This is a genomic window from Mameliella sp. MMSF_3455, assembly GCF_030733205.1.
Taxonomy (GTDB): Bacteria; Pseudomonadota; Alphaproteobacteria; order Rhodobacterales; family Rhodobacteraceae; genus Antarctobacter.
The window spans coordinates 68,892-93,002 of record NZ_JASHJL010000007.1 but is presented as its reverse complement, the minus strand read 5'-3'; the positions used below and the strand labels follow the sequence as shown (position 1 = coordinate 93,002).

The 24,111-nt window shown below is 65.7% G+C and carries 22 protein-coding genes; 17 read left to right on the top strand and 5 right to left on the bottom strand.

The window, feature by feature from the left end; all coding sequences use genetic code 11:
• Positions 1 to 72 precede the first annotated feature (72 nt).
• Complete coding sequence (locus RBB42_RS06945; protein WP_305969230.1) at positions 73 to 993, top strand: manganese-dependent inorganic pyrophosphatase; 921 nt, start codon at positions 73 to 75, stop codon at positions 991 to 993.
• 107 nt (positions 994 to 1,100) lie between these two features.
• Here the strand turns inward: RBB42_RS06945 and sfsA are convergent, their stop codons facing one another.
• Positions 1,101 to 1,823: a DNA/RNA nuclease SfsA gene (gene sfsA, locus RBB42_RS06940; protein WP_305969231.1), complete on the bottom strand. Its 723-nt coding sequence runs from the start codon at positions 1,821 to 1,823 to the stop codon at positions 1,101 to 1,103.
• Positions 1,824 to 1,871: 48 nt separating this feature from the next.
• Between sfsA and RBB42_RS06935 the strand changes: the two genes are divergently transcribed.
• The 4 genes from RBB42_RS06935 to RBB42_RS06920 all read left to right on the top strand — a co-directional run bounded on the left by RBB42_RS06935 (position 1,872) and on the right by RBB42_RS06920 (position 4,909).
• Positions 1,872 to 2,606 (top strand): competence/damage-inducible protein A, encoded by a 735-nt coding sequence (locus tag RBB42_RS06935; protein ID WP_305969232.1) that lies wholly within the window; start codon positions 1,872 to 1,874, stop codon positions 2,604 to 2,606.
• A gap of 86 nt (positions 2,607 to 2,692) precedes the next feature.
• Positions 2,693 to 3,430 carry a GNAT family N-acetyltransferase gene (locus tag RBB42_RS06930; RefSeq protein ID WP_305969233.1) on the top strand — a complete coding sequence of 246 codons (738 nt, stop codon included), beginning with the start codon at positions 2,693 to 2,695 and terminating at the stop codon, positions 3,428 to 3,430.
• The gene (locus RBB42_RS06925) at positions 3,427 to 3,996 is read left to right on the top strand and encodes a peroxidase-related enzyme (protein WP_305969234.1); all 570 of its coding nucleotides are present in this window, start codon (positions 3,427 to 3,429) and stop codon (positions 3,994 to 3,996) included. Before RBB42_RS06930 ends, RBB42_RS06925 begins: the two co-directional genes overlap by 4 nt.
• Positions 3,968 to 4,909: an OmpA family protein gene (locus tag RBB42_RS06920; RefSeq protein WP_305969235.1), complete on the top strand. Its 942-nt coding sequence runs from the start codon at positions 3,968 to 3,970 to the stop codon at positions 4,907 to 4,909. The genes RBB42_RS06925 and RBB42_RS06920 overlap by 29 nt, the downstream gene beginning before the upstream one ends.
• A gap of 12 nt (positions 4,910 to 4,921) precedes the next feature.
• Here the strand turns inward: RBB42_RS06920 and RBB42_RS06915 are convergent, their stop codons facing one another.
• Positions 4,922 to 5,827 carry a LysR family transcriptional regulator gene (locus tag RBB42_RS06915; RefSeq protein WP_219513589.1) on the bottom strand — a complete coding sequence of 302 codons (906 nt, stop codon included), beginning with the start codon at positions 5,825 to 5,827 and terminating at the stop codon, positions 4,922 to 4,924.
• Between the two features lie 207 nt (positions 5,828 to 6,034).
• Here RBB42_RS06915 and RBB42_RS06910 point away from each other — a divergent pair, with 207 nt between their 5' ends.
• The gene (locus RBB42_RS06910) at positions 6,035 to 6,475 is read left to right on the top strand and encodes a DUF4399 domain-containing protein (RefSeq protein WP_305969236.1); all 441 of its coding nucleotides are present in this window, start codon (positions 6,035 to 6,037) and stop codon (positions 6,473 to 6,475) included.
• A gap of 87 nt (positions 6,476 to 6,562) precedes the next feature.
• Here the strand turns inward: RBB42_RS06910 and RBB42_RS06905 are convergent, their stop codons facing one another.
• Positions 6,563 to 7,123: a type 1 glutamine amidotransferase domain-containing protein gene (locus tag RBB42_RS06905; protein WP_305969237.1), complete on the bottom strand. Its 561-nt coding sequence runs from the start codon at positions 7,121 to 7,123 to the stop codon at positions 6,563 to 6,565.
• Positions 7,124 to 7,201: 78 nt separating this feature from the next.
• Positions 7,202 to 9,226, bottom strand: coding sequence for an NADPH-dependent 2,4-dienoyl-CoA reductase (locus tag RBB42_RS06900; protein ID WP_305969238.1), 2,025 nt, complete (start codon positions 9,224 to 9,226; stop codon positions 7,202 to 7,204).
• Between the two features lie 155 nt (positions 9,227 to 9,381).
• Between RBB42_RS06900 and deoC the strand changes: the two genes are divergently transcribed.
• The 6 genes from deoC to rlmH all read left to right on the top strand — a co-directional run bounded on the left by deoC (position 9,382) and on the right by rlmH (position 14,619).
• Complete coding sequence (gene deoC, locus RBB42_RS06895) at positions 9,382 to 10,377, top strand: deoxyribose-phosphate aldolase (RefSeq protein ID WP_305969239.1); 996 nt, start codon at positions 9,382 to 9,384, stop codon at positions 10,375 to 10,377.
• A gap of 133 nt (positions 10,378 to 10,510) precedes the next feature.
• Entirely contained in the window at positions 10,511 to 10,795 is a 285-nt protein-coding gene (locus tag RBB42_RS06890) for a hypothetical protein (RefSeq protein ID WP_305969240.1), read from the top strand.
• Positions 10,792 to 11,151 carry a hypothetical protein gene (locus RBB42_RS06885; protein ID WP_305969241.1) on the top strand — a complete coding sequence of 120 codons (360 nt, stop codon included), beginning with the start codon at positions 10,792 to 10,794 and terminating at the stop codon, positions 11,149 to 11,151. Before RBB42_RS06890 ends, RBB42_RS06885 begins: the two co-directional genes overlap by 4 nt.
• The gene (locus RBB42_RS06880) at positions 11,148 to 13,481 is read left to right on the top strand and encodes an aldehyde dehydrogenase family protein (RefSeq protein WP_305969242.1); all 2,334 of its coding nucleotides are present in this window, start codon (positions 11,148 to 11,150) and stop codon (positions 13,479 to 13,481) included. Before RBB42_RS06885 ends, RBB42_RS06880 begins: the two co-directional genes overlap by 4 nt.
• 310 nt (positions 13,482 to 13,791) lie before the next feature.
• The gene (gene rsfS / locus RBB42_RS06875; RefSeq protein ID WP_371931783.1) at positions 13,792 to 14,145 is read left to right on the top strand and encodes a ribosome silencing factor; all 354 of its coding nucleotides are present in this window, start codon (positions 13,792 to 13,794) and stop codon (positions 14,143 to 14,145) included.
• 3 nt (positions 14,146 to 14,148) lie between these two features.
• Positions 14,149 to 14,619 carry a 23S rRNA (pseudouridine(1915)-N(3))-methyltransferase RlmH gene (rlmH, locus tag RBB42_RS06870; protein WP_305969244.1) on the top strand — a complete coding sequence of 157 codons (471 nt, stop codon included), beginning with the start codon at positions 14,149 to 14,151 and terminating at the stop codon, positions 14,617 to 14,619.
• 3 nt (positions 14,620 to 14,622) lie between these two features.
• Here the strand turns inward: rlmH and RBB42_RS06865 are convergent, their stop codons facing one another.
• Entirely contained in the window at positions 14,623 to 15,426 is an 804-nt protein-coding gene (locus tag RBB42_RS06865) for an undecaprenyl-diphosphate phosphatase (protein WP_305969245.1), read from the bottom strand.
• A gap of 227 nt (positions 15,427 to 15,653) precedes the next feature.
• On the opposite strand from RBB42_RS06865, the gene RBB42_RS06860 reads away from it, so the two are divergent.
• The 5 genes from RBB42_RS06860 to mtgA all read left to right on the top strand — a co-directional run bounded on the left by RBB42_RS06860 (position 15,654) and on the right by mtgA (position 23,950).
• Positions 15,654 to 17,090 carry an NAD(P)-dependent oxidoreductase gene (locus RBB42_RS06860; RefSeq protein ID WP_305969246.1) on the top strand — a complete coding sequence of 479 codons (1,437 nt, stop codon included), beginning with the start codon at positions 15,654 to 15,656 and terminating at the stop codon, positions 17,088 to 17,090.
• A gap of 98 nt (positions 17,091 to 17,188) precedes the next feature.
• Positions 17,189 to 17,953: a hypothetical protein gene (locus RBB42_RS06855; protein WP_305969247.1), complete on the top strand. Its 765-nt coding sequence runs from the start codon at positions 17,189 to 17,191 to the stop codon at positions 17,951 to 17,953.
• Positions 17,950 to 18,396, top strand: a complete 447-nt coding sequence (locus tag RBB42_RS06850) for a GFA family protein (protein ID WP_305969248.1) — start codon at positions 17,950 to 17,952, stop codon at positions 18,394 to 18,396. The genes RBB42_RS06855 and RBB42_RS06850 overlap by 4 nt, the downstream gene beginning before the upstream one ends.
• 147 nt (positions 18,397 to 18,543) lie before the next feature.
• Positions 18,544 to 23,079, top strand: a complete 4,536-nt coding sequence (gene gltB / locus RBB42_RS06845; protein WP_305969249.1) for a glutamate synthase large subunit — start codon at positions 18,544 to 18,546, stop codon at positions 23,077 to 23,079.
• Between the two features lie 133 nt (positions 23,080 to 23,212).
• Positions 23,213 to 23,950 carry a monofunctional biosynthetic peptidoglycan transglycosylase gene (gene mtgA / locus RBB42_RS06840; protein WP_305969250.1) on the top strand — a complete coding sequence of 246 codons (738 nt, stop codon included), beginning with the start codon at positions 23,213 to 23,215 and terminating at the stop codon, positions 23,948 to 23,950.
• Positions 23,951 to 24,111: the final 161 nt, after the last annotated feature.

Genomic DNA, 24,111 nt, shown 5'->3' with positions numbered 1-24,111 from the left:
AAAGGGTGACAAGCCGCCCTGCCGGGTCTATGAGGCCCGCAAAATCGACGTTTCCACGGAAAGAGGATTCCCATGACCACGCAGGTTTTCGGCCACAAGTCCCCCGACACCGACAGCACCGGCAGCCCGATCATCTGGGCCTGGTACCTCAACGAAGTCAAAGGCGAGGCCGCCAAGCCGGTCCTCCTGGGCGAGCCCAACACAGAGGCCGCCTTCATGCTGAGCCACTGGAACCTCGACAAGCCCGAGATCATCTCGGACGTCGCCGCCGACGCGCCCGTCGTCATCGTGGACACCAACAACCCCGCCGAACTGCCCGCCTCGATCAACTCGGCCGACATCCGCGCCATCATCGACCACCACAAGCTGGTCGGCGGGCTGGAAACCAAGGGCCCGATCGACATCACCGTGCGCCCGCTGGCCTGCACCGCCACCATCATGGTGGACCTGATGGGCGACGACGCCGCCAAGATGCCGAAAGAGATCAAGGGCGCGGCGTTGACCTGCATTCTCTCGGACACGATGGAATTCCGCTCGCCCACCACCACCGACCATGACCGCGCCGTGGCCGAGAAACTGGCCGCCGACCTCGGGCTCGACGTCTCGGATTATGCCGCGCAGATGTTCGCCGCCAAGTCCGACGTTTCGGCCTTTTCCGACGCGGAACTGATCCGCATGGACAGCAAGGAATACGAGGTCGATGGCGTGAAATTCCGCGTCTCGGTGCTGGAAACCACGGCGCCGGAAATCCCGCTGGACCGCAAGGCCAGCCTGATGGACACCATGAAGACCGTCTGCGCCGAGGACGGCGTCGACGATGTTCTGCTCTTCGTGGTGGACATCCTCAAGGAAGAAGCCACCCTGCTGGTTCCCAACGATCGCGTCAAAGGCGTGGCCGAGAAGAGCTTTGGCGCCAGCGTCTCGGGCGACAGCGTCGTCCTGCCCGGCATCATGAGCCGCAAGAAGCAGATCATCCCGAATCTCAAGGTCTGAGGATCGGCGCCCCTTACGGGCGGTCAGGATCGGAACACTGGACGGGGGCCTGCGCCCCCGTTCTTTTTTTCGGGTGGGGCTCTGCCCCCACACCCCCGTAGGTATTTTCAGCCCAAAGAAACTGCGGGGGTCGAAAAGGGTATGGGCCCGCCGAGCGTGACACCCTCCGGCGAGATATGACAGCCCAGCGCCAACACCTCGACACCGGCGTCCCGCGCACCGGCGAAGGCCGCCGCATAGGCCGGGTCGATGTCCGCTGCCAGGGTCGCCCGGGTGCAATCCGTGCGCTGGACGAGGTAGAGCATCACCGCGCGATGCCCCTGCCCCGCCATCATCGCAAGCTCACCCAGGTGTTTGGTGCCGCGCGCGGTGACGCTGTCGGGAAACTCGGCGAGGCCGGGCGTGCGCGACAGCGTCACCGATTTCACCTCGACATAGCAATCAGGCCGGCCCGCGCCGGTCAGCAGAAAGTCGATACGGCTGTTCTCGCCGTATTGCACCTCGGGCCGGACAAGGTCGTATCCGCCCAGGCCCGCGACCTCGCCCGCCGTCAGAGCGGCCTTCAGCACGCGGTTGGGCACGCCGGTGTCGACGCCGGTGAAATGGCCGCCTTGATGTTCGACCAGCCGCCAGGCCCATTTCAGCTTTTTCCTGGGGTCGTCGTTGGGTTCCAGCCAGATGCGCTGGCCCTCGTCCTTGAGGCCCAGCATGCTGCCGGGGTTGGCGACATGGGCTGTCACCTCTCTCCCATCTTCCAGCAGGCAGTCTGCGAGAAAGCGTTTGTAGCGGCGGATCAGGGTCGCGGGGACCAAGGGGGTTTGAAAGCGCATGGCTGCCGCCTATACCCTCTGGAAAACATCGCGCCAAGGAGCTTGCCCATGCCAAATCCCACCGCCGCCATGCTGGTCATCGGGGACGAGATCCTGTCGGGGCGCACCCGGGATGCCAACATGCATTACCTGGCGCAGGAATTCGCCAAGCACGGCATCGACCTGAAAGAGGTGCGCATCGTTTCCGACGACCGCGACGCGATCGTGGCGGCGCTGACCGCGCTTCGGGACGGCTTTGACCATGTCGTGACATCGGGGGGGATCGGACCGACCCATGATGACATCACCGCGCCCTGCGTGGCCGAGGCGTTCGGCGTGGCGATCAGTGTCCGCGACGACGCCCGCGCTATCCTGCAGGCACATTATGACCGGCAGGGATCCGAGTTGAACGAGGCGCGGTTGCGCATGGCCCGCATCCCCGACGGCGCCACCCTGATCGAGAACCCGGTTTCGGCGGCACCGGGATTCACCCTGGGCAACGTCCATGTGATGGCGGGCGTACCGGCGGTCTTCCAGGCGATGGTGTCCAGCGTGCTGCCAAAGATGACCGGGGGCCAGCCCCTGCTCTCCCAGACGCTGCGGATCGAACGCGGAGAGGGCGACATCGCCGGGCCGCTGAGCACCCTTGCGGAGCGGTTTACCGACCTGTCCATCGGATCCTACCCGTTTCAGCGCAACGGCGTCTACGGCGCCAACGTGGTGATCCGCGGCACCAACGGCGGGCGGATCGACGCGGCCATGTCCGAGCTGAGCGCGCTGTTCCCAGAGGCGGTCGCCCAATAGGTGCCGCGCGAAAGGCACGCACGCCGCATGGACAGCCAATCCGGCAGCGGCCATAACGGAACAAACCGCAATTCCGGGCCGCCGCAATGACCGACGACCTTTCCGATTACTTCGAGGCACTTGATGCCACCTGGCCCGCGGCGTCGCGGGTCGAGGCCGGGCCATGGCTGCTGCGCGAGGGGCGCGGCGGCGGCAAGCGTGTCTCGGCCGCGACAGCGCATGGCACATGGGACGACGGCGACCTCTCCGCGGCAGAGGACGCCATGCGCCTCATGGGACAGGACCCGCTGTTCATGGTCCGCCCCGAGGATGCGGCGCTGGACGCGGCCCTGGCCGGACGCGGCTATGAGAAAATCGACCCGGTGCGACTGTGGTCGGCGCCCATCGCTCTATTGACTGACCTCAAGCTGCCGCGCGTCACTGCCTTTGCGATCTGGGAACCGCTGGCCATCATGCGCGAGATCTGGGAGGCCGGCGGCATTGGCGCCGAACGCCAGCGGGTGATGGAACGCGCCCCCATGCCCAAGACCGGGTTGTTCGGCCGCGTGTCGGACAAGCCCGCCGGCGCCGGATTCTGCGCGGTCCATGCCGGCATCGCGATGGTCCATGCGCTGGAAATCGCGCCCGAGCACCGTCAGAAGGGGCTGGGGGGCTGGATGATGCGCTGTGCCGCGCTTTGGGCGGCACAGAACGGGGCGGATCGCATAGCCGTGGCCGCGACTGAGGAAAACATCGGCGCCAATGCGCTTTATGCAGCCTTGAAGATGGAGGTCGTGGGGCACTACCATTACCGCATCCTGAACGGCGACTGCGAGGAAACGTGACCGACGCCCTGCCAACCGCGCTCAACCTGCCCATGGTCGATCCCTTACCGGAGGCCACGCAGAAATATTTCGATGTCTGTCAGGACAAGCTGGGCCTCGTGCCCAATGTCCTCAAGGCCTATGCCTTTGACATCGACAAGCTCAATGTCTTTACCGCCATGTACAACGACCTGATGCTGGCGGAGAGCGGGCTGACCAAGCTGGAACGCGAGATGATCGCGGTTGTGGTCTCGTCGGTGAACAAGTGCTTTTACTGCCTGACCGCGCATGGCGCCGCGGTGCGCGAACTGTCCGGAGACCCCAAGCTGGGCGAGATGCTGGTGATGAACTGGCGCGTGGCGGACCTGAACCACCGACAACGCGCCATGCTGGGGTTTGCCGAGAAGATGACCAAGGCCAGCGCGGAAATCGCCGAATGGGACCGCGAAGCCCTGCGCGATGCGGGCTTTTCGGAACGTGACATCTGGGACATCGCCAATGTGGCGGGGTTCTTCAACATGACCAACCGGGTTGCCAGCGCCACCGACATGCGTCCGAATGACGAGTACCACGCGCAGGCGCGCTGAGGCGCTGGCACTTGGCCTCGTGCTGGTGGCGGGCGGTGCGGCGGCGGCCGAACTGACCTTGCCTCGCGGCGCACAGCAAAGTTTCGGAACCGTGCGGTCGCCCGGGGCCTACGCCTTGCCAACCGGCCCCTGGGCGAACGGCCATCTGCCGGTCGAACGTGTCGAAGGCCGGATCGAGGTCGCCGCCTGGCACCTGCCCGACAACGACGAGACGCCTTTTCAACTGGCACAGCCATTGCGCGACAGCCTGATCGAGGCCGGCTTTGACATACTGCTGGACTGCCGGGCGCGGGCCTGTGGCGGCTTTGACTTCCGCTTTGCGACGCTGGTGCTGCCAGCGCCGGAAATGTTCGTGGACCTGAGCGATTATCATTTCATTTCCGCGATCTCGGAGAAGGAAGGCGCGGTTTCGATCCTGACCAGCCGTGATGCGCGCGCCGGGTACATCCAGATCATTCGCGCAGGCGGCAGCGTGGGAGAAATCCGGCCCGGTTCCCGAGTGGACCCGGAGCCGGCCGCGCCCGCGCAGCCACGCGACGACATCATCACGTCGCTGGAGAGCAGCGGGCATGTGATCCTGCGGGACCTGCTGTTCCGTTCGGGCTCCACCGCCCTTGGTGAGGGGCGCATCGCTTCTCTGGATGCCATTGCCGCCTACCTGGCGGCCAACCCGTCGCGGCAGGTCCTCTTCGTCGGGCATACGGATGCGACCGGGTCCCTGGAAGCGAACAGGCGCGTGTCCCTGCGCCGGGCCGAGGCGGCGATGAGCTATCTGCGCGACCGCCACGGCACGCCACCTGCACAGATCGGTGCGGAGGGCGTGGGATACCTGGCCCCCGTCGCGTCAAATCTCACGCCCGAGGGGCGCGAGGCGAACCGCCGTGTCGAAGCGGTGCTGATCTCGACCGAATGACGGCGCGCCGGCCTACCAGGTCTGAGGACCTTTCTCGGCAAAGGCATGAACGAGAAAGTCGATGAAGGCGCGCACCTTGGGCTGGGTGAACCGGCCCGGGGGATAGACCGCATAGATACCCTGCGTTTCCACCGGCAGATCGGGAATCGCATCCTGGACCAACCCGGCCTCCATAGCCTCGTGGTAGAGGTAGGACGGAAGGTAGGCGATCCCAAGCCCTGCGATACAGGCGTTCAGCAGCGACTGGCCGTCATTGACCGTCAGCCATCCGGCGGTGCGCACCTGGCGTTTCTCGCCCGAGGGCGCGGTCAGCTTCCAGACGTTGCCGGAGGACTGGTTGGAATAATGCAGCAGCTTGTGTTCGTTCAGGTCGTCGATGCGCTGCGGGCGGCCGAACTTCTGGAAATACGAGGGCGAGGCGATCATGCGCTTGGTCGTGTCGGTCAGCTTGCGCGCGCGTAGCGTCGAATCCTCCAGCTCGCCGATCCGCACCGCCATGTCGAAGCCTTCCGAGATCAGCTCGACGTAGCGGTTGTTCAGCACCATGTTGACGGTGATGTCGGGAAACTCGGCCAGGAATTCGCCCAACACGGGGCTGAGATGATTGACCCCGAAATCCGTCGCCACCGAGATCCGCAGTAGCCCCGAAGGCGCAGACTGCATGGAGGTGACCAACGCATCCGCCTCTCCGGCGTCGTTCAACACCCTGCGCGCGCGGTCGTAATAGGCCAGGCCGATCTCGGTGGGCGAGACACGGCGCGTCGTGCGGTTCAACAGTCGCGCGCCAAGCCGCGCCTCCAGGCTGGACACATGTTTCGACACCGCAGACTTGGAGATCCCCATCTTCTTGGCCGCATCGGTGAAACCGCCCTGGTCCACGACAGTGGCAAAGGCCTCCATTTCGGTCAGACGGTCCATTCAGGTCTCCATTCCAAAGTCATTCGTTCTGCGATCTATGGCGTCGAACTGGGGCGCAACTTTGGCACGGAGGCGACAATTGAGGGGTAATCGGTTTCGCTGTCTGCGGCGCGGAAACACAAAAGCCTGACCGGAATCGCGTGAAAAGTGTAATCTGCGGACCTGAAGGCAACTTCGGCAGAACTGATTTTCAAGGAGGATCCCCCCATGTTTCGTTCAATACTCTGCGCCGCCGCCCTGGCCGTGGCCCCCTTGGCCGTCATCGCCGACGGCGTGCCCGCCCCAGAGGGCGCCAAGGTCTATTTCATCAACATCGCCGATGGCGATACCGTGCAAAGCCCTGTCACCGTCCAGTTCGGTCTGTCCGGCATGGGCGTGGCCCCGGCCGGTACCGACAAGGACAACACCGGGCATCATCATATCCTGATCGACCGCCCGCCCTTTGGCGAAGGGGTCGAGGACGCGGATTTCGCCAATTACGGCATCCCGGGAGACGACAACCACCGGCATTTCGGCGGCGGCCAGACCGAGGCCACTCTGGGGCTCGATCCGGGCACACATACGCTGCAACTGGTGCTGGGGGACATGAACCACATTCCGCATGACCCGCCGGTGGTGTCCGAACAGATCACCATCACGGTGGAGTAACCTTTTCCGCACAAACAGAGGGCGCGCCGCAACCGCGACGCGCCCTTTTTCGTGTGCCGATCTTCATGTCCCGTAAGCAGGCCCGTATCAGGCGGCCTTGCGGCTGTGGCGGCCCTCTTCGACCTCTTCCACGATCTTGGCCACAAAGGCATCCAGGTCGCCCGGGTTACGGCTGGTGACGATGCCACTGTCGGCAATCACAGGCTCATCCATGACCCGTGCGCCCGCGTTCTTGAGGTCGGTGCGGATCGACGGATAGGCCGTCATTTCGCGTCCCGCCACGATCTCCGCCTCGATCAACACCCAAGGTGCGTGGCAGACGGCGGCAATCACCTTGCCCTGTTCGGCAAAGGCCCGCACCAGCGCGATCACCGGCGCCTCGACGCGCAGCAGGTCCGGGTTGATCTGGCCACCCGGGATCACCAGCGCGTCATATTGCGTTGCGTCCGCATCCGCGACTCGCAGGTCGGCCCCCGCCGGGCGCCCCCAGTCGCTGCCTTCCCAGCCCGTCGCGGCTTCGCCGTCGAGCGTGGCGACATGGACCGTCGCGCCCTTGGCGCGCAGCTGGTCGCGGGGCACTTCGAGTTCGGACTGTTCAAAGCCATGCGTGGCGACGATGAGGATCCTTGCGTTGCCGATATCGGCCATGACAAACCTCCTTAATTTCGTTTCGGTTGCGGGGAAAACGCCCGCAACGCCAACGCGTTCCAAGAAGGTTCTATCTCTTCAGAGCACGGCGGCCAGCCGCGTGCCCTGGTCGATGGCACGCTTGGCATCCAGTTCCGCCGCCACGTCGGCGCCGCCGATCACGTGCGTCTCGATCCCCTTCGCCTCCAACACATCGGCCAGCGACCGTTCGCTGACCTGTCCGGCACAAAGCACGATAGTATCGCAGGCGATCACCTCGGGCCGCTCGCGCGTCTCGCCATAGCTGACGTGCAGGCCCGCATCGTCGATGCGCTCGTAGTTCACGCCGCTGCGCATCTCGACGCCCTTCATCTTCAGTGCCGCCCGGTGGATCCAGCCCGTTGTCTTGCCCAGGCGCTTGCCCGGGCGTTCCGCCTTGCGCTGCAGCAGCACGACCTCGCGTTCTGCGGCATCGGGCCGAGGTCCTTCGGGGGCAAGTCCCGACCGTGCCTCGGCCGGGTCCGTTACGCCCCATTCGCGCATCCAGTCAGGCAGGCTTTCGGTCGGACTGTCCCCGGTCACGAGGAATTCGGCCACGTCGAACCCGATCCCGCCTGCGCCGATGATCGCCACGCGCTTGCCGACCTCGGCGCCGTCGCGCAGCACGTCGACATAGCCCCTGACCGATGCATGCTCCTGCCCGGGGATCTGCGGATCGCGCGGCAGGACGCCGGTCGCCACGATCACCGCATCAAAGCCTTCCAGAGCCTCGACCGTCGCTTCGGTCCCGAGGCGCAATTCGACGCCTGCGGCCTCTGTCATGGCAGCGAACCAGTCCACGAGGCCGTGGAACTCCTCCTTGCCCGGGATCTTGCGGGCCATGTTCAGCTGTCCACCCAGGCTGTCCGACTTGTCGAAAAGCACCACCGTGTGGCCGCGCTCTGCCGCCGTGATCGCCGCCGACAGGCCGGCAGGACCGGCGCCCACGACCGCGATGCGTCGCGGCGCCTCTGTCGGTTCGACCACCAACTCCGTCTCGAAGGCCGCCTTCGGATTCACGAGGCAGCTGGAAACCTTGCCCTGGAATGTGTGGTCAAGGCAGGCCTGGTTGCAGGCGATGCAGGGCGCGATCAGGTGCGATTGGCCGCGCGCGGCCTTGGCCACGAAATCCGGGTCGGCAAGGAAGGGCCGTGCGAGGCTGACCATGTCGGCACAGCCCTCGGCCAGCACCTGTTCCGCCACGTCCGGCGTGTTGATCCGGTTCGACGTGATCAGCGGTACACCGACCTTGCCCATGAGTTTCTGCGTCACCCAGGCAAAGGCCCGGCGCGGCACGCTGGTGGCGATGGTGGGGACCCGCGCCTCGTGCCAGCCGATGCCGGTGTTGATGATATTGGCCCCTGCCGCCTCGACCGCCTGCGCAAGCTGCACGACCTCGTCATGGGTGGAGCCGTTCGGGATCAGGTCGATCATCGACAGGCGGAAGATGACGATGAAATCCTCGCCCACCGCCGCACGCACCCGGCGCACGACCTCGACCGGCAGGCGCATCCGGTTCTCATAGCTGCCGCCCCAGTCGTCGGTGCGCTTGTTGGTATGGGTGACAAGGAACTGGTTGAGAAAATAGCCCTCGGACCCCATGATCTCGACCCCGTCATACCCTGCCTCGCGGGCCCGGGCGGCAGAGGTTGCGATGTCGGCGATCTGTTTCTCGATGCCGGCCTCGTCCAGTTCTGTGGGCGGGAAAGGAGAGATCGGCGATTTCACAGGCGAGGGCGCGACGCAATCGGGACCATAGGCATAGCGGCCCGCGTGGAGAATCTGCATGGCGATCTTGCCATCCGCCGCGTGCACGCGGTCGGTGATCATGCGGTGATTGGCGATGTCCTCCGGGGTGAAGAGCCCCGCAGCCCCCGGAAAGACCCCGCCTTCGCGGTTGGGCGCCATGCCCCCCGTCACCATCAGGCCGACCCCGCCCCGCGCCCGGGTGGCATAGAATTCCGCGACCCGGTTCCAATCACCCCGCTCTTCGAGGTTGGTGTGCATCGATCCCATCAGCACGCGGTTCTTGAGCGTGGTGAAACCAAGATCGAGCGCGCGCAGCAGGTGCGGATAGTCTGTCATCATGTCCTCCCGGGGTCCTCGCGGACACCTCACATGATGCACCTGACACTGTCACGATCAACGTCACGTCATGGCCCTGCACGCCTGCCTCAGCGTTCCGCTTGAAATGCCCTGCCGCCGGGGGCAGTTTGATCAGGAACCAGTTTGGAGGGCGCATGACACCCGTCACCGCCAAAGGCGACAAGACCGCGCAACTGCCGCAGCTTCAGGACGCGCGAAACCCCGGCATGCTGCTGGACATGGACTGGGTGCGTGCCGCGCGTGCCAACCGCTCGGCGATCGAACGGCGCGCGGCCACCCTGCCCGGGCGACGGTCGGTCAAGAAGGAATTCCAGGCGGCCTGGCTGGCCCGCGCGATTTCCTGCATCGACCTGACGACGCTGGCCGGCGATGACACGCCGGGGCGCGTCGCCAGGCTGTGTGCCAAGGCACGGCATCCGGTGCGCGCCGATCTGCTGGAGGCGCTGGGGCTGGACGGGCTGACCGTCGGCGCCGTCTGTGTCTACCACGACATGATCGGCCCAGCGCTGTCGGCCCTGCAGGGCTCCGGCATTCCGGTGGCTGCCGTGTCGACCGGCTTTCCCGCCGGCCTGTCGCCCTTTCGCCTGCGCGTGGCCGAGATCGAGGAAAGCGTGCAGGCCGGCGCGCAGGAGATCGACATCGTCATCTCGCGCCGCAAGGTCCTGACTGGCGACTGGCAGGGGCTCTATGACGAGATGCGCACCTTCCGGGCGGCCTGTGGCGAGGCGCATGTCAAGGCGATCCTCGCCACCGGGGAACTTGGCACGCTGCAGAATGTCGCCCGCGCCAGCCTTGTTTGCATGATGGCGGGGGCGGATTTCATCAAGACCTCGACCGGCAAGGAAAGTGTCAATGCCACCCTGCCCGTCAGCCTGGTGATGATGCGGGCGATCCGCGCCTATCACGAGGCCACCGGCTATCGCGTCGGCTACAAGCCCGCGGGCGGGATTTCCAAGGCCAAGGACGCTGTCACCTACCTGTCCCTGGTCAAGGAGGAACTGGGCGACCGCTGGCTCCGGCCCGACCTCTTCCGCTTTGGCGCCTCGTCGCTCTTGGGCGACATCGAACGGCAGTTGGAACACCATGTCACCGGGGCCTATTCGGCCTCGTGGCGGCACGCAGCGGGGTGAGACCCGGTCCGCTCAGCGGCAGGCCGCCCGGCGGACGATCTGAGGGCCGAGCGGGCGGAGCCCCGAAACGACAGGAAACAAGACCGATGGCGGCAATGACACGTCTGACACCAAAGAGCGCCTCCGTATGCAGATGACTCCGCAATGGTCGCTGATGATGGTCGCCGTCTTCCTTGTGATGGGGGTCAGCAACTGGCGGCGGCGGCGCCTGAAACGCGCCGCGCGCGACCTGCCGACGCGGCTGTTCCGGCAATTGGGGCCGGAGCCGGAATACGATTTGCCCGACAGCCCGCCCGAAGGACTGGAAGATTTTGCCGCCCTGCAAAAGCGCAGCCTGCGCGTGCAACACTGGGTCTGGGGCCTCGCACTGCTTTGGCTGGTCTACGTTTTCTACCTGGCAATGGGAGCCACGCAATGAACGCCATCCTGACGGTGCTTGCCGCGCTCGGACTTGCAACACCCGTTCTGGGCCAGAGCTATGCCTGTGCGCCCTCCGGCGCGGCGTCGGACGCGGCCCCGATTGCCGCGATCACGGTCAGCCAGCGCATGATAACCATCGACCAGGGTGGATTGAAGACCACGGCGCGAATGGCGCAAGGCACGTTGGAACGCCGGGTATTCCTGGCCGAAGACGCGGCGCTGATCGTCTACGGCGACGCGGTTCTGAAAGCCGGGCAACCGCCCGCCTTCGGGGATCGCGTCACGCTCCAGCACCTGCGTTTCGACGCGACGGCCCCGACCCTGACGCAAACCGCCTGCGAGAGGCTGAAATGACCATCAAAGAGATCTTCGAAAGCATGGATTACGGCCCCGCCCCCGAAAGCGCCGGGGATGCGCTGGCCTGGATCGTCGATCAGGGGTCCCGGTTCGGGCACTTCATCGACGGCGCCTTTACCGAACCCGGCGAAGGCTTTGACAGCCGCAACCCGGCCACCGGCGAAGTGCTGGCGACGCTGACGCAGGCGACGCCGGAAGACGTGGACACTGCCGTTGCCGCCGCGCGCGCGGCCCAGCCGGCCTGGGAGGCGCTGGGGGGGCCGGGGCGCGCGCGCTATCTCTATGCGCTGGCGCGGCTATTGCAGAAACACGCACGGCTGTTCGCGGTGCTGGAAACGCTGGACAACGGCAAGCCGATCCGCGAGAGCCGCGACATCGACATTCCGCTGGCACAACGGCATTTCTATTATCACGCGGGCATGGCGCAGCTGATGGACAGCGAGTTGCCGGATCGGCAGGCGCTGGGAGTTTGCGGACAGATCGTGCCGTGGAACTTTCCGCTGCTCATGCTGTCGTGGAAGATCGCCCCGGCGCTCGCCACCGGCAACACGGTGGTGCTGAAACCTGCCGAATGGACCTCTCTGACCGCGCTGCTGTTTGCCGACATCTGCCAGCAGGCCGGGCTGCCCAAGGGCGTGGTCAACATCGTTACCGGCGACGGCGCGGTGGGCGAGATGATCACCGGCGCTGACGTGGACAAGATCGCCTTTACCGGATCGACCGAGGTGGGGCGCAAGATCCGCAAGGCAACGGCGGGGCGCGGTATCGGCCTGACGCTGGAGCTGGGGGGCAAATCGCCCTATGTCGTATTCGAGGACGCGGACCTCGACAGCGCGATCGAGGGATTGGTGGATGCGATCTGGTTCAACCAGGGACAGGTTTGCTGCGCCGGGTCGCGCCTTCTGGTGCAGGAGGGTATCGCCGAGCCCTTTTATGACCGGTTGCGCGCCCGGATGGACAAGCTGCGCATCGGCAACCCACTGGACAAATGCATCGACGTGGGCGCCATCGTGGATCCCGAACAACTGCGCCGGATCGAAGGCATGGTCTCCGGTGCCGAGGGCACGGTCTATCGCGCCAACTGCCCCATGCCAGAGGGATGTTACTACCCGCCCACTCTGATCTCCGGCCTGTCGCCCGCATCGCCCCTGATGCAGGAGGAGATCTTTGGCCCGGTGCTGGTCTCTTCGACTTTCCGCACGCCCGCCGAGGCGGTGCAGCTGGCCAACAACACGCGGTACGGGCTGGCCGCCAGCGTCTGGTCCGAGAACATCAACACCGCCCTGGACGTGGCGCCGCAACTGGCGGCCGGGGTCGTCTGGGTCAACGGGACCAATATGTTCGACGCCGCCGCAGGGTTCGGTGGGGTCCGCGAAAGCGGCTTTGGCCGTGAAGGCGGCTGGGAGGGTCTGCGCGCCTACACCCGCGCCCGGGGCGAATCCGCGAGCCTGTCTCCGGTCGAGGCCTTCGCCGGCGACAGCGCAGAGCCACAGCCGGTGGACCGCACCGCCAAGCTGTATGTCGGCGGCAAGCAGGCCCGGCCCGACGGAGGCTACGCGCGCAGCATATACGACCGTGCGGGCAAGCTGATCGGCCAGGCCCCCATCGCCAACCGCAAGGACATCCGCAACGCGGTCGAGGCCGCACGCGGCGCAGGCGGCTGGGGCAAGGCCACGGCGCACAACCGCGCGCAGGTCTTGTATTACATCGGCGAGAACCTTTCGGCGCGCTCCGGGGACTTCGCGGCCCTGATCGACCGGCTCACCGGCGGCAACGGCGGCGCGGCTGAGGTCGAGGCCAGCGTGAACCGGCTGTTCAGTGCCGCCGCCTGGGCGGACAAGTTCGATGGCGGCGTTCGCAGCGTGCCCATGCGCGGCGTGGCGCTGGCAATGAACGAACCCTGCGGCGTGATCGGCGCGCTCTGCGCGGACGAGGCACCGCTGCTGGGGCTGGTCTCGGTCATGGCCCCGGCCATCGCTATGGGAAACCGGGTGGTGCTGGTCGCCTCCGAACCCTTCCCGCTTGCGGCGCTGGACTTCTACCAGGTGCTGGAAACCTCGGACGTGCCGGGCGGGGTGGTGAACATCCTGACCGGCTCCCACGCGGAATTGGCCCCCACCCTGGCCGAGCACATGGACGTTGAGGCGGTCTGGTCCTTTTCCTCGACCGATCTGAGCGGCACGATAGAGGCGGCCTCGGCCGGCAACCTGAAACGAACCTGGGTCAATGACGGGCGCGCGCGTGACTGGCTGGATGGCGACGACGCACGCGAATTCCTGGAACAGGCAACCGAGGTCAAGACCGTCTGGGTGCCCTACGGAGCCTGAGAGGCGCGGCGGGGCGCCGGAAGGCACGTCAGGCTCACCTTGGATGTCCTTTCGCCTTTGTCTGCATGGCTCCCTGGATGTGCCCGCAGCCCATTGGGCGCGACGTAAAAAGCTGAAGGCTCGGGCAGATAAGGCGCCCGTCCCCGGTCCTTCTGCCGCGCGACATTGAGAATTTACATTTCCGATGCTATCTTGGAGACATGCCCATGCGCCCGGGCTTGGAGGGCGCGTAGCGACACAGGAGGACATTGTCCTGTCTTCGACGACACTTGCGGCGCATGCCGCTGATCAGGGCCGGGGCATTTCGGCCATGACGCAGAGCGAACCAACCGCCGAGAGCCTTCTCGCGGCAGTGCTCGAAACACTCTCCGACAACAAGGCAGAGGATATCGTGCAGATCGACCTGCACGGCAAATCCTCGGTGTGCGATTACATGGTCATCGCCACGGGCCGCTCGTCGCGCCAGGTCGCGGCACTGTCGGAAAAGTTGGCGGATGAACTCAAGCAGCGCTTCGGTGTTCTCTCCACGATGGAGGGCAAGGATACCGGGGACTGGGTGCTCATCGATGCGGGGGACGTGGTTGTCCATCTCTTCCGCCCCGAGGTGCGCGAGTTCTACCAGCTGGAAAAGATGTGGGCTCCGGTGGCGGGCAACCAGGCCTGAGCGGTGCGCGTGCATCTTTGCGTGGTTGGCCGGCTCCGCAAGGGGCCGGAAAAGCCGCTTGTCGATGATTACCTGACGCGTTTCGACCGGACGGGCCGGGCGCTGGGGCTTGGCCCGGCGCAGGTGATCGAGGTCGAGGATCGCAAGGGCGGCGGCATGGCGGGCGAGGCCGCACTGCTGCGACGCGCGATCCCGTCAGGCGCGCGCGTCTGCGCCTTGGACGAGCGCGGGCACACTTGGACCTCGCCCGAGTTTTCCGAAAAACTTGCGGATTGGCGCGATGGTGGTGCGCAGGATCTGGCCTTTGTCATCGGCGGCGCCGATGGGATCGACCCCGGCCTGCGGGCCGAGGCACAGGACCTGATGTCTTTCGGACGGATGGTCTGGCCGCATATGCTGGTGCGCGTCATGCTGGCCGAACAGCTATACCGCGCCGCCTCGATCCAGGCAGGCGCGCCCTATCACCGGGTGTGACGCTCAGGCGTAGGCGATCCAGAGCAGGATCAGCCCCAGGATCACCCGGTAGACGACATAAGGCGTAAAGCTGACAGAACGCAGAAGGCGCATCATCAGCCAGAGCGCACCCAGCGCCGACACGAACGCCAGAGCCGCCGCAATCGCGCCATCTCGCGCGGCCTGAACATCGGCAGTTGCGATGACCTCGGCCCCCAGCAGCGCGGCAGAGGCCATGATGGTCGGGATCGACATCAACATGGCCAGTTTCGCGCCATCGTGCCGGTTGTAACCCAGTTGGCGCGCCGCCGTGATGGTGATGCCGGACCGCGAGGTGCCGGGGATCAGGGCGACGGCCTGCCACAGCCCCATTATGATCGCATCCCGCAGGTTCCAATCGCTGTCCGACTTGTCCTGCGCGCCTTTCATGTCCGCCCAGTAGAGAACGAGACCGAAGACAAGCATGGTCCAGCCAATTACCGCCGTCGAACGCAGCATGTCGTCCAGCCCCGACAGCTTGAGCGCCAATCCGAACAGAATGACCGGGATCGTGGCCACTAGCAGCAGAAAGGCCAGGCGCGCGCCCGGCGTGTCCATGCGCCCGGTCATGAGCCGCAGCGTGCCGGTGGCCGCGCCTCCCACATCGGTCCGGAAGTAAAGGATCACCGCAAGCAAGGTGCCGACATGAACGGCCACGTCGATCACCTGCCCCTGGTCCTGCAGGCCCGTCAGGTTCGGCAAGAGAATCAGGTGGCCCGAGGAGGAGACCGGAAGGAATTCGGTAACTCCCTGTATCAGGGCAAGAATCAGCAGTTGCGTGAAAGCCATTGTCGCGGTCCAATCAAAGCTATGGGCCTTGGTATAACTCCTTGTTTCAGAGCCGAAAGTGACAATTTGGGTCCGAATTGGACCTAAATTTGAATGCGGCACGTCGATTTTGACCGCGGAAATCGGGAATAATCTGGATATAGGTAAGCACTGCTGACTTTCATTCTGAGACAAGCTTCTGTAAGGAGACGCGGACGTTCTAGAGATTACCTGCAAAGGGTGGATGAATGGCGAAGCAGCCGATGCTGAAATTTGTGTCCGTGGGGCGGGAGATGCCGGTCAAGCGGGAGGCCGCGGAGCGCCGGACGGATTTCGACGAGATCTATGCCGAATACGCCGACGCGAAGGCCGAGGAACAGGCCGCGCGCTGCAGCCAGTGCGGCGTGCCCTATTGCCAGAGCCACTGCCCGCTGCACAACAACATCCCCGACTGGCTGCGCCTGACCGCCACGGGCCGCCTGCAGGAGGCCTATGAGGTCAGCCAAGCCACCAATACCTTCCCCGAGATCTGCGGCCGCATCTGCCCGCAGGACCGCCTGTGCGAAGGCAACTGCGTGATCGAACAGTCGGGCCATGGCACCGTGACCATCGGCTCGGTCGAGAAATACATCACCGATACCGCCTGGGAAGAGGGCTGGGTCAAGCCCGTGACCCCGGCGCAGGAACGCACCGAAAGCGTCGGCATCATCGGCGCCGGCCCCGGCGGGCTGGCCGCGGCCGACATGCTGCGCCGCGCCGGCGTGCAGGTCACGGTCTATGACCGCTACGACCGATCGGGCGGTCTGCTGACCTATGGCATCCCCGGCTTCAAGCTGGAGAAGGACATCGTGATGCGCCGCAACAAGCAGCTCGAAGAGGGCGGCGTGCGTTTCGTGATGAACTGCAACGTGGGCGAGGACATTTCCTTCGAGGAGATCCGCGCACAACATGATGCGGTGATCATCGCCACCGGCGTCTACAAGTCGCGTGACCTGGGCGGCCCGGGCGCGGGTGCGCAGGGCATCGTCAAGGCCATCGACTACCTGACCGCATCGAACCGCGCGTCGAACTTTGGCGACAGCGTGCCGGAATTCGAAAGCGGCGAGCTGAACGCCAAGGGCAAGAAGGTCGTCGTGATCGGCGGCGGCGATACGGCGATGGACTGTGTTCGCACCGCTGTTCGCCAGGGCGCGACCAGCGTCAAATGCCTGTACCGCCGCGACCGCGCCAACATGCCGGGCAGCCAGCGCGAGACGCAGAACGCCGAGGAAGAAGGCGTTGTCTTTGAATGGCTTACCGCGCCCAAGGGCTTCAAGGGTGAGCCGGTCAATGCCGTGGTGGTCGAGAAGATGCGCCTGGGCGCGCCGGATGCCACCGGGCGTCAGCGCCCCGAGGTGATCGAGGGATCGGACTACGACGAGCCCGCAGACCTGGTGATCAAGGCCCTGGGCTTCGAGCCCGAGGAACTGCCGACGCTCTGGGGCTGCCCCGAGCTGGAAGTGACCCGTTGGGGCACCATCAAGGCAGAGTTCACCAGCGGCCGCACCGCCCTGCCCGGCGTCTATGCCATCGGCGACATCGTGCGCGGCGCAAGCCTTGTCGTCTGGGCCATCCGCGACGGGCGCGACTGTGTCGAAGCGGTCCTGGAGGACCTGAACAGCAAGGGAGCCGTCGCCGCAGAGTGACCTGGTCGGTTTGTACGTTTTGTACAAAACGTACAGCGTTTCCAGCATTTTGTACAAACCGGCAAGGGTTGGTTAACCAAGGCGCAGGCGGCGCCGGAATGAGTCAGAAAGGCTGTCTCATGTGGCTCGAAAGATTGACAAAGGGTGAAGGCTCCACCGCGCTTTGCGCTGGTCTGGCGACGCTTGCGTTGCTGGGCGGCGCCAGCACGGCCCAGGCCCAGGGCGGGCTTTTCACCCCGCCCGCGGGCTGCGAGACCTACCTGACGGTGCAATCCCGCAGCTGCGTCGTGACCAACCACTATGTCTGCCCGCAGATCGACCCGGATCACCGGTTCCGCACCGATTTCGGCGAGGCCGGCCCCTATTTCACCAGCCGCATCGACGATGACGGCCAGTGGATCGAAAGCGGCCCGCCCGAGGATCCGACCCGCACCCGGACGGTACGCCCGATCCCCGATCCCGGCAGCATTTCCGAGCTGGTCCAGAACGGCATCGACAGTTTCGATTTCACCCAGCGGTCGACGATCGACGGGCCGACCCGCGTCACCGGCTTTGACCGGATCATCGGCGAGATCGAGATCGACGGCGAAAAGCTGTACCGGACAGAGTTCGAGATGACCCGTCGCGATGCCTCGGGGCGGGTGATCGAACACGTCCGGGGGCGCGAATACGTTTCCGACAAGCACAAGCGCTTTTTCGCGGGGTTTGCCGTGGATGTCACCGAGGACGAGCGCCAGACCAACGCGCGCGACCGCAGCCCGGTGGATTTCATCTATCCCGGGGAACAGGGGTTCCGCGGGATCTATCCGCGCCACGACTGCGACCTGATGAGCGGGTTGCCGACACAGGAGGACATGGCATGACCGGCGTGACACGCGGAGGGTGCCTGTGCGGCGCGGTGCGGTACAGCCTGTCGAAAGCGCCGGAGGCCTATGGCGCCTGCCATTGCGGCATGTGCCGCAAATGGACCGGCGGCATCGAACTGGGCATCGAGGTCGCGCCGGGCGGGATCACCTGGGAAGGTGAGGACAATATCGCCACCTACAAGAGTTCCGACTGGGCAGAGCGCGGCTGGTGCCGCAACTGCGGGTCGAACCTGTTCTGGCGGCTGACCGCACCGGGACCGATGCACGGGCTTCTGGCGCTTTGCGCCGGGTCCCTGGACACGTTGGAGGGCCTGGATCTGCAATCCGAGGTCTACATCGATCACAAACCTGCCGGGCACGCCTTTGCCGGCGACCGCAAGCGCATGACAGAGGCCGATGTTCTGGCCGCAGTGGGCGTCACGCCGCCCGAAGGCGGATAACGGCCACAACCGACACCGAGAATGAGGGGCCCGCCCCTCACGCTCCCCGAAGAAATTTTCGCCCAAGGAAACCGGCAACGGTTGCGCGGGCCGAACAGGATAGACGAGGGACCGCCACGGCGGCCCGTGAGACGGAGGGCTTAAGCCATGACCAAATACGATGCCGACTGGGTGCATGCCGAGGAAGCCAAGCGCAAGTGGATGAGCGAAAACGGCCTGTACCACGAAAGCGATGAGCACAGCTCTTGCGGCGTGGGCCTTGTCGTGAACCTCGACGGGAAACCGTCGCGGCGGGTTGTCGAGGCGGGGATCACCGCCCTGAAAGCGATCTGGCACCGGGGCGCGGTGGACGCGGACGGCAAGACCGGCGACGGCGCCGGCATCCACGTCCAGATCCCGGTTCCCTTCTTCTACGACCAGGTTCTGCGCACCGGCCACACGCCCCGCAAGAACGAGATGATGGCCGTGGGCCAGGTCTTTCTGCCGCGCACCGACTTTGGCGCGCAGGAAGCCTGCCGGACGATCGTGGAAACCGAGGTCCTGCGCATGGGCCATTACATCTACGGCTGGCGCCACGTCCCGGTGAACGTCGAGTGCCTGGGTGAAAAGGCCAACGCGACCCGCCCGGAGATCGAGCAGATCATCATCTCGAACGCCAAGGGCGTGGACGAGGAAACCTTCGAGCGCGAGCTTTACGTCATCCGGCGCCGGATCGAGAAGGCGGCGGCTGCGGCGGGGATCACCCAGCTGTACATCGCCTCGCTGTCCTGCCGGTCGATCATCTACAAGGGCATGATGCTGGCCGAGCAGGTGTCGGAATTCTATCCCGACCTGCAGGACGAGCGGTTCGAATCCGCTTTCGCGATCTATCACCAGCGCTATTCGACCAACACCTTTCCGCAGTGGTGGCTGGCGCAGCCGTTCCGGATGCTGGCCCACAACGGCGAGATCAACACGCTCAAGGGCAACGTCAACTGGATGAAGAGCCACGAGATCCGCATGGCCTCGGGCGCCTTCGGGGACATGGCCGAGGACATCAAGCCGATCGTGCCCAACGGGTCGTCGGACTCGGCGGCGCTGGACGCGGTCTTCGAGGTGCTGGTGCGCGCCGGGCGCAACGCGCCGATGGCCAAGACCATGCTGGTGCCGGAAAGCTGGTCCAAGCAGGCGGTGGAACTGCCGCAGGCCTGGCGCGACATGTATTCCTACTGCAACTCGGTGATGGAGCCCTGGGACGGCCCCGCGGCGCTGGCGATGACCGATGGCCGCTGGGTCTGTGGCGGTCTGGACCGCAACGGTCTGCGCCCGATGCGCTACGTCGTGACCGGCGACGGCATGCTGATCGCCGGGTCCGAGATCGGCATGGTGCCGACGGACGAGGCGACGGCGCGCGAGAAGGGGGCGCTTGGCCCGGGCCAGATGATCGCCGTCGACATGAAGGACGGCAAGCTCTACCACGACGTCGAGATCAAGGACCGGCTGGCCGCCGCGCAGCCCTTTGGCGAGTGGGTCGGCAAGATCACCGAGCTGGACGAGCCGCTGGCCGCCGTCAGCGAAAAGCCCCTGTTCGAGGGCGCGGAGCTGCGCCGCCGCCAGATCGCGGCGGGCTATACCGTCGAAGAGCTGGAACAGATCCTCGCGCCGATGGCCGAGGACGCCAAGGAAACGCTGGCCTCGATGGGCGATGACACGCCCTCTGCGGTCCTGTCCAAGAAGTACCGGCCGCTGAGCCACTACTTCCGGCAGAACTTCAGCCAGGTGACGAACCCGCCGATCGACAGCTTGCGCGAATTCCGGGTCATGAGCCTCAAGACCCGCTTCGGCAACCTCAAGAACGTGCTGGACGAGGACAGCAGCCAGACCGAGATCCTGGTTCTGGACAGCCCCTTTGTCGGCAACGCGCAGTTCAACGAACTGAAGAACCACTTCAACGCGCCCTGCACAGAGATCGACTGTACCTTTGGCGCCGGTGAAGGCGCCCTGCGCGAAGGCCTGGCGCGTATCCGGGCCGAGGCCGAGGATGCTGTGCGCTCGGGATCGGGCCACCTGATCCTGACCGACGAGCACAGCGGCCCGGGCCGGGTCGCGATGCCGATGATCCTGGCCACCAGCGCGGTGCACAGCCACCTGACGCGCAAGGGGCTGCGGACCTTCTGCTCGCTCAACGTGCGGTCGGCGGAATGCATCGACCCGCATTACTTCGCCGTGCTGATCGGCGCGGGCGCGACCATCGTGAACGCCTACCTGGCCGAGGACAGCCTGGCGGACCGCATCAATCGCGGCCTTCTGGACATGACCCTGACCGAAGCGGTGGCGCGCTACCGCGAGGCGATCGACCAGGGCCTGCTGAAGATCATGTCCAAGATGGGCATCTCGGTGATCTCCTCCTATCGCGGCGGCCTGAACTTCGAGGCCGTGGGGCTGAGCCGTGCCATGTGCGCGGAATATTTCCCCGGCATGATCTCGCGCATCTCGGGCATCGGGGTCAGCGGCATCCAGCACAAGGCGGAACAGATCCATGCGCTGGCCTTCGAGCGTGGCCAGGACGTGCTGCCCATCGGCGGTTTCTACAAGGCACGCAAATCGGGTGAGACGCACGCCTGGGGCGCGCAGACCATGCACCTGATGCAGGCCGCCTGCGACCGCGCCTCTTACGAGATGTGGAAGCAGTATTCGAACGCGATGCAGTCGAATCCGCCGATCCACCTGCGCGACCTCCTGGCAATCAAGCCGCTGGGCAAGGCGCTACCGATCGAAGAGGTCGAGAGCATCACCTCGATCCGCAAGCGGTTCGTGACGCCGGGCATGAGCTTGGGCGCGCTGAGCCCCGAGGCGCACAAGACGCTGAACGTGGCCATGAACCGCATCGGCGCCAAGTCGGACAGCGGCGAGGGCGGCGAGGATCCGGCGCATTTCGTGCCGGAGCCCAATGGCGACAACCCCAGCGCCAAGATCAAGCAGGTGGCGTCGGGCCGGTTCGGCGTCACCGCCGAGTACCTCAACCACTGCGAGGAACTGGAGATCAAGGTGGCCCAGGGCGCCAAGCCCGGTGAAGGCGGCCAGTTGCCCGGCATGAAGGTCACCGACCTGATCGCGCGGCTGCGGCATTCGACCAAGGGCGTGACGCTGATCTCTCCGCCGCCGCACCACGACATCTACTCGATCGAGGACCTGGCGCAGCTGATCTACGACCTCAAGCAGATCAACCCGCGCTGCAAAGTGACGGTCAAGCTGGTGGCCTCGTCCGGTGTCGGCACCATCGCCGCGGGCGTTGCCAAGGCCGAGGCCGACGTGATCCTGATCTCGGGCCACAACGGCGGCACGGGCGCCAGCCCTGCCACCTCGATCAAATACGCCGGCCTGCCCTGGGAAATGGGCCTGACCGAGGCGCACCAGGTGCTGGCGATGAACAACCTGCGCGAGCGGATCACGCTGCGCACGGACGGCGGTCTGCGGACCGGCCGGGACATCGTCATGGCCGCGATGCTGGGCGCCGAGGAATACGGCATCGGCACCGCCGCGCTGATCGCGATGGGCTGTATCATGGTGCGCCAGTGCCAGTCGAACACCTGCCCGGTGGGTGTCTGCACGCAGGATGAATCCCTGCGGGCCAAGTTCACCGGCAATGCCGACAAGGTGGTGAACCTGATCACCTTCTACGCGCAGGAAGTGCGGGAAATCCTGGCCGAGATCGGCGCGCGTTCGCTGGACGAGGTGATCGGCCGTGCCGACCTGCTGAGCCAGGTCAGCCGTGGGTCGGACCACCTGGACGACCTGGACCTGAACCCGCTGCTGATCCGCGTCGACGGGTCGGATGACATCGTCTATGACCGCAACAAGCCCCGCAACGAGGTGCGCGACACGCTGGACGCGGAAATCGTGCGCGATGCGCAGCGGTTCCTGGAAGACGGCGAGAAGATGCAGCTGTCCTACGCGGTGATGAACACGCATCGCACCGTGGGCACCCGCGTCAGCAGCCACATCGTGCAGAAATTCGGGATGCGCAACGCGCTGCAGCCGAACCACTTGCACGTCAAGCTGACCGGCAGCGCCGGCCAGTCGCTGGGCGCCTTCGCGGCGCCGGGCCTCAAGATCGAGGTCTCGGGCGATGCCAACGACTATGTCGGCAAGGGCCTGTCGGGCGGTCTGATCGTCGTGCGCCCGCCGTTGGTCTCGCCGCTGACCGCGGCCGAGAACACGATCATCGGCAACACGGTCCTGTATGGCGCCACCGACGGGCATCTCTTTGCGGCGGGCCGCGCGGGCGAACGCTTTGCGGTGCGCAACTCGGGCGCCAAGGTGGTGATCGAGGGCTGCGGGTCGAACGGCTGTGAATACATGACCGGCGGCGTCGCGGTGATCCTGGGCAGCATCGGGGCCAACTTCGGCGCCGGGATGACCGGGGGCATGGCCTATATCTATGACCCCGAGGGCACCGCACGGCAGATGATGAACATGGAGAGCCTCGTCACCTGCCCGGTCAGCGTGACTGCCTGGGAGGACCAGCTGAAAGGTCTGATCCAGCGCCACGTCGAGGAAACGGCCAGCCGCAAAGGCAAGGACATCCTGCAGAACTGGGACCTGGAGAAGGACAACTTCGTGCAGGTCTGCCCGAAAGAGATGTTGGACAAGATCTCTCATCCGCTGGGGATCGAGGGCGATCTGGCGGTGCCGGCGGAATAAGCCGCCACGGAACAGTCACGAAGGGGGCCCGGTCACGGCGACCGGGCCCTTTTCTTTTGGGCTATTGCGGATCGGGGGGCTGTCCCGCTTTCGGGCGATTGGCGCCGCCGCGCCGCTGGGGTAGAGAACGGACATGGCGACCAAGGCGAAGAAACCGGCGCGCAAGCGCAAGACGAAGGGCAAGGTGGTGCAGCGGCCCCGGCGGCTGGCCTTCCTGCGGCGCTGGCTGCTGCGGGTGGCGCTTGGCGCGGCGGGGATCGCGGTGTTGGCGGTGCTGCTGTTCCGGGTGGTGAACCCGCCGGTCACCCATACCATCTGGTCCGAGTCGCGGCGGCTGGGCGGGGTCGAACGCGCCTGGGTGGACGTTCAGGACATCGCGCCGGTCATGCTGCGCTCCGCCGTGGCGGCCGAGGACGCGAATTTCTGCACCCACTGGGGCTTTGACATGGGCGCGATCCGCGCGGCGATCGAGGAAGGTGCCCGGCGCGGCGGCAGCACCATCAGTCAGCAGGTGGTCAAGAACGTCTACCTCTGGCAGGCGCGCAGCTACACGCGCAAGGCGCTTGAGGCGCTGATGACGCCGCTGGTCGAGGCGTTCTGGCCCAAGCGCCGCATCCTTGAGGTCTACCTGAACGTGGCCGAGTTCGACGAGGGTGTCTTTGGCGTCGACGCGGCGGCGCGGCATTATTTCGGCGTGGCGCCAAGGGACCTGAGCGCACGACAGGCGGCGCTGCTGGCCACGGTCCTGCCCAATCCCAAGGGGCGCGAGGCGGACCGGCCCAGCGCCGCGATGAACCGCCGGGCGCGGACGATCATGGACGGCGCCGCGCTGATCGCGCAGGACGGGCGATCCGCCTGTTTCGAACGCTAGCGGTCAACCGGCGGCTTGCCGCTGCCCGTCTCATGGCCGGTGAAGGCCCGGGCAAAGGCGACATGGGTGCCGGAGCAGCGGACAGCGGCGCAGGACCGCGTCAGGTCGGCACATCGGGTAGAAACCCGTCGCCACAGCCCGCGCCCCGGTGCGCAATCACC

Bases quoted from the DNA above. Each gene is read 5' to 3' on its own strand.
- RBB42_RS06900 (WP_305969238.1), bottom strand. From the start codon at position 9,226: ATGACAGACTATCCGCACCTGCTGCGCGCGCTCGATCTTGGTTTCACC.
- RBB42_RS06910 (WP_305969236.1), top strand. From the start codon at position 6,035: ATGTTTCGTTCAATACTCTGCGCCGCCGCCCTGGCCGTGGCCCCCTTG.
- RBB42_RS06920 (WP_305969235.1), top strand. From the start codon at position 3,968: ATGACGAGTACCACGCGCAGGCGCGCTGAGGCGCTGGCACTTGGCCTC.
- RBB42_RS06860 (WP_305969246.1), top strand. From the start codon at position 15,654: ATGGCGAAGCAGCCGATGCTGAAATTTGTGTCCGTGGGGCGGGAGATG.
- RBB42_RS06885 (WP_305969241.1), top strand. From the start codon at position 10,792: ATGAACGCCATCCTGACGGTGCTTGCCGCGCTCGGACTTGCAACACCC.
- RBB42_RS06905 (WP_305969237.1), bottom strand. From the start codon at position 7,123: ATGGCCGATATCGGCAACGCAAGGATCCTCATCGTCGCCACGCATGGC.
- gltB (WP_305969249.1), top strand. From the start codon at position 18,544: ATGACCAAATACGATGCCGACTGGGTGCATGCCGAGGAAGCCAAGCGC.
- RBB42_RS06890 (WP_305969240.1), top strand. From the start codon at position 10,511: ATGACTCCGCAATGGTCGCTGATGATGGTCGCCGTCTTCCTTGTGATG.
- RBB42_RS06935 (WP_305969232.1), top strand. From the start codon at position 1,872: ATGCCAAATCCCACCGCCGCCATGCTGGTCATCGGGGACGAGATCCTG.
- RBB42_RS06915 (WP_219513589.1), bottom strand. From the start codon at position 5,827: ATGGACCGTCTGACCGAAATGGAGGCCTTTGCCACTGTCGTGGACCAG.
- RBB42_RS06850 (WP_305969248.1), top strand. From the start codon at position 17,950: ATGACCGGCGTGACACGCGGAGGGTGCCTGTGCGGCGCGGTGCGGTAC.
- rsfS (WP_371931783.1), top strand. From the start codon at position 13,792: ATGACGCAGAGCGAACCAACCGCCGAGAGCCTTCTCGCGGCAGTGCTC.
- RBB42_RS06855 (WP_305969247.1), top strand. From the start codon at position 17,189: ATGAGTCAGAAAGGCTGTCTCATGTGGCTCGAAAGATTGACAAAGGGT.
- mtgA (WP_305969250.1), top strand. From the start codon at position 23,213: ATGGCGACCAAGGCGAAGAAACCGGCGCGCAAGCGCAAGACGAAGGGC.
- RBB42_RS06930 (WP_305969233.1), top strand. From the start codon at position 2,693: ATGACCGACGACCTTTCCGATTACTTCGAGGCACTTGATGCCACCTGG.
- RBB42_RS06945 (WP_305969230.1), top strand. From the start codon at position 73: ATGACCACGCAGGTTTTCGGCCACAAGTCCCCCGACACCGACAGCACC.
- sfsA (WP_305969231.1), bottom strand. From the start codon at position 1,823: ATGCGCTTTCAAACCCCCTTGGTCCCCGCGACCCTGATCCGCCGCTAC.
- RBB42_RS06880 (WP_305969242.1), top strand. From the start codon at position 11,148: ATGACCATCAAAGAGATCTTCGAAAGCATGGATTACGGCCCCGCCCCC.
- RBB42_RS06865 (WP_305969245.1), bottom strand. From the start codon at position 15,426: ATGGCTTTCACGCAACTGCTGATTCTTGCCCTGATACAGGGAGTTACC.
- deoC (WP_305969239.1), top strand. From the start codon at position 9,382: ATGACACCCGTCACCGCCAAAGGCGACAAGACCGCGCAACTGCCGCAG.